The 3,819-nt window shown below is 69.2% G+C and carries 3 protein-coding genes; 2 read left to right on the forward strand and 1 reads right to left on the reverse strand.

Annotation, left to right across the window (positions count from 1 at the left end):
- Window positions 1-1,644: heparinase II/III family protein (locus ELR45_RS26770; RefSeq protein WP_129669094.1), on the reverse strand; the 1,644-nt coding region annotated here is incomplete at its 3' end.
- Between the two features lie 307 nt (window positions 1,645-1,951).
- Here ELR45_RS26770 and ELR45_RS26775 point away from each other — a divergent pair.
- Together ELR45_RS26775 and ELR45_RS39215 are read left to right on the forward strand one after the other, a co-directional pair.
- Window positions 1,952-2,932, forward strand: a complete 981-nt coding sequence (locus ELR45_RS26775; protein WP_129669044.1) for a hydroxyacid dehydrogenase — start codon at window positions 1,952-1,954, stop codon at window positions 2,930-2,932.
- On the forward strand, window positions 2,929-3,819 hold an 891-nt coding region (locus tag ELR45_RS39215), incomplete at its 3' end, for a DUF2264 domain-containing protein (protein WP_205857335.1). The genes ELR45_RS26775 and ELR45_RS39215, both read left to right, overlap by 4 nt.

A 3,819-nucleotide genomic window follows, 5' to 3' on the forward strand; every position in this document is an offset into this window, starting at 1 on the left:
CGCGATGCGGTCCCATCGTCCCAGCCCCGCCTCCGGATAGGCCGCGCTCAGGTCGAGCCGGGCCTGGAAACGGGCGTCGTCGTCGGTGACCTTCATCTCACGTGCGTGGAACTCCCGGCCCTGTTCCTGCGCTGTGCCACGGACCTCCGGCACGTTGTGCCAACTGCTCTGCATGGTCCATATCGAGTACCGGTCGGGGCCGAACGTCTGGGCGGTATATGTGGGCCGGCCGGCGTCCACGAGGACCGGCACACCGTCGACGGCGACGACCACCGTCCCGACGTCGTTGTGGTTGTGATGCTCTGCGTTGTGTCCGCCCTTGATCGCGAGCGTCAGGCCGTCGGCGCTGCCGCCGGTCTCCCGCCCCACACCGACCTCGGTTCCCGGCAGCCACACCCCGGCGACGAGCGGCGGGGAAGCGGGCTCGGCCGCCGTCCACTCGGGATCGCTCAGGGCGCTCAGCAGCCGTCCGAGACCGACTTCCACCGACCCGACCGGTTGTCCGGGCTCGCGGTGCGCGGCCGCGTGCCGGACGGCATCATGGTCGCCGACACTGCGGGCCCAGCGGTGCAGGACGTGCCAGGGTTGTTCGCGCGGTGGCCTGGCCCGGGCGTCGGCGAAGTTGAGGTACCACGGGCCGCCGAGGTGCATGCGGTGCGGAAACGCGACGGTCTCCCGGACCACCGGTACCTGCCGCGCGTCGAGCTTTCCCGAGGTGGCGTGCGCGAGGACGTCCAGCGCGTCCAAGGCGCGACCGGCACCGTTCCACCAGTACTCGTAGCCCTCGTCGATCGAGCCGTCGTCCGGCAGCGAGGCGAGGAAACGGTCCAGCCCTGCCACCGCCTTCGCGACCGCATGGCCGCGCCGCTCCTCGTCGTCGAGCAGCTGGACGGCTGCGACGAGGACGTTTCCGCAGATCCATGGGCACCAGTTGTGCACGTCGCCATCGAGGCCGAGCCAATGCCAGTCGTCCCGGTCGAGGAACGGATCCAGCACGCGTTGCCGGGTCTCCAGCCGGATCCGCGCCCGCAGACCTGGGTAGCGCTCGTCGAGCACCTCTCCGAGGACGTGGTCCGCCCAGGCCAGTTGGGCGGCGACCTCGCCCGCTCCGAGGTCGAGGTACGGCGCTCGGACGTCGGGGACGACGGTGCCGGTGAGGCGGGGCGAACTGTCGTGCGCGGCCCAGCACCACGAGGACTGCTCGCACAACAGGGCGATGCCGTCGGCGGCCTCGTCGACCCAGTCGGTGCCGTGTCGATTCCCGTTCACACTCCGGGCGTGCGGTGTGCCACGGTCGTCTCGCGGCCGGTCCGCTGTGGCCGCGGCAAGGACGACGGCACGGGTGAGCCGCTGCTGGCGGGCACCGACGCGATCCTCGTACGCGGTGCGGTTGCCATCGTTGAAGTACCTGGCGTAATGCGAGACGAGCGGCTGCGGCCATGGATTGCCGCGTTCCTGTTCGGCGACGGAACGTAGGTGTCGCAGCGTCGCGGCGTCGCAGTCGGCCCAGGCGGGATCTCCGGCAGCGGGAGTAGCCAAGGCACGGGGCGGGGGCAGCAGCGAGCTGGATAGGGCGTGGGTCGTGGCTGGAAGCTCCCAAGCGGTCAGCAAAGGTCCAGACTTGGGCGGCGGTGGAATCGCCATCGGTGTCCCTTCTCCGGCTCGTCTGCGGCTGCATGGTCGGCAGCCGGCGGCAACTGCGGTGCTGTCGCCAGTCTGGTGGTCTATGAGACCGCAGGACCGATCATCTCTGATCAATAATGTTTATTTCAAGGCCTTGACGGCAGTGTGTCGGCTGAGTTTACTGTTCTTCTACACCTAAATGAACAGAAACGATCGACCGCGAACGACGTGCCACGATCATTGGTCGCTCACATCGAACATGTGCCGGCGACGACTACGGGAGACGCGACAGGTGAGAAGCCGAGGACGGCCGAATGCGCTGCTGCTCATGGACCAGCGGACCTTCGACATGCAATTCCATGAGCCCCAACTGCGCAGACTGCGCTCGCTGGCTGACCTGGCCGAGCCACTGCATGCCGATGACCTCGACGTGCCGGAAGTCCGCCGGCGCCTCAGCGAGGTCGATGTGCTGGTGACGTCGTGGGGATGCCCCGAGCTGACCGCGGATCGCTTGGCAGGCGCGCCTCGGCTCCGGGCGATCTTCCACTGTGCGGGCTCGGTGCGATCGTTCGCCAAAGACGAGGTCTGGCAGCGGAACATTCTCGTGACGAATGCCGCGGACGACAACGCGATCCCCGTCGCGGAGTACACGTTCGCCGCGGTCGTCTTCGCCGGCAAGAAGGCCCCTTTCCTGGCCAACGAGGCCCGCCTGCACCGCGCCGACTGGTCGTACACCCGTCTGCGCACGGACCTGTCCAACCGTGGCCGGGTGGTCGGCGTCGTCGGATACTCCCGGGTCGGCCAGCGTGTCGTGGAGCGGCTGCGCAGTTTGGACGTCGAGATCCTGGTGGCAGACCCGTACGCGGACAAGACCGAGGTCGCCGATGCGGGTGCTCGCCTGGTAGAGCTCCCCGAGCTCTTGCGGGTGTCCGACGTGCTGACATTGCACGTGCCTGAGCTGCCGGCCACCCGGCACATGATCGGGAGAGAAGAACTGGCGCTGCTCCGCGACGGCGCAACGGTGATCAACACGGCCCGGGGCTCCGTCGTCGACACCGATGCTCTGACCCAGGAATGCGCTTCCCAGCGATTGTTCGCGATGCTCGACGTCACCGATCCCGATCCGCTGCCCGCGGGCTCCCCGCTCTACGAGCTGCCGAACGTCATGATCACACCGCACGTCGCCGGCTCGCTGGGATCGGAGACCCAGCGGATGAGCGACAGCGCCCTCGACGAGCTGGAGCGCTACATCGACGGGCTGCCGCCACGCGCCACCGTCACCGCCGACGAACTGGAGGTAAGCGCTTGACCGCCGAAACCCGCACGGACCCCGCGTCGATGTCGCCGATCACCGGGTGGACCCGCAAGCACTGGACCGGCCTCGCCGACCGCATGCTGCTCTCGGTCCGGCCGTACGCGTCACCCGGCCGCGCGCTCATCACCCCGCCCGGCGACGTCGGCGGCTACGGCGCGGGCGCCGACGGGCTGGAGGGCTTCGCCCGGACGTTCCTGCTCGCCGGGTTCCGTCTCACCGGTGCGGACGGTCAGGACCCGGACGACGTGCCCGGTCTCACCGAGTGGTACGCGGACGGGATCGCCGCCGGAACCGACCCGTCGTCGCCCGAGCGCTGGCTGCGACCGGACGAGCATGGCCAGGCCAAGGTGGAGGCCGCCTCGATCGCGCTGATCCTCGACATGACCAGGCCGTGGATCTGGGACCGGCTCTCCTCCGACGTCCAGGAGCGCGTGGTCGAATACCTCTGCACTGTTGTCGGTGACGACGGCTACCCGCGTTGCAACTGGGTGTGGTTCCGCATCGTCGTCGAGACCTTCCTGCGCTCGGTGGGTGGCCCGTGGTCGGCCGGGGACATCGACTCCGACCTCGCGGCGCACGACTCCTTCTTCCGGGTGGACGGCTGGTACGCCGACGGCGACGAACGTTCCTACGACCACTACTGCGGCTGGGCCATGCACCTGTACCCGGTCCTGTGGGCGAGGATGCGTGGCGCCGACGGCGCGTCCGGAGACGGTCTCGACCTGGCCGCCGGCCGGCGCGCTCTCGACCACGCGAGACTGGAGCGCTTCCTGCAGGACTACGTGCGGCTGATCGGCGCGAACGGGTCTCCCTTGATCCAGGGACGTAGCCTCATCTACCGGTTCGCGGCCGCGGCGCCGCTCTGGGCCGGCGCGGCCGCC

The sequence above is a fragment of the Phytoactinopolyspora endophytica genome (assembly GCF_004138495.1).
Classification (GTDB): domain Bacteria; phylum Actinomycetota; class Actinomycetes; order Jiangellales; family Jiangellaceae; genus Phytoactinopolyspora; species Phytoactinopolyspora endophytica.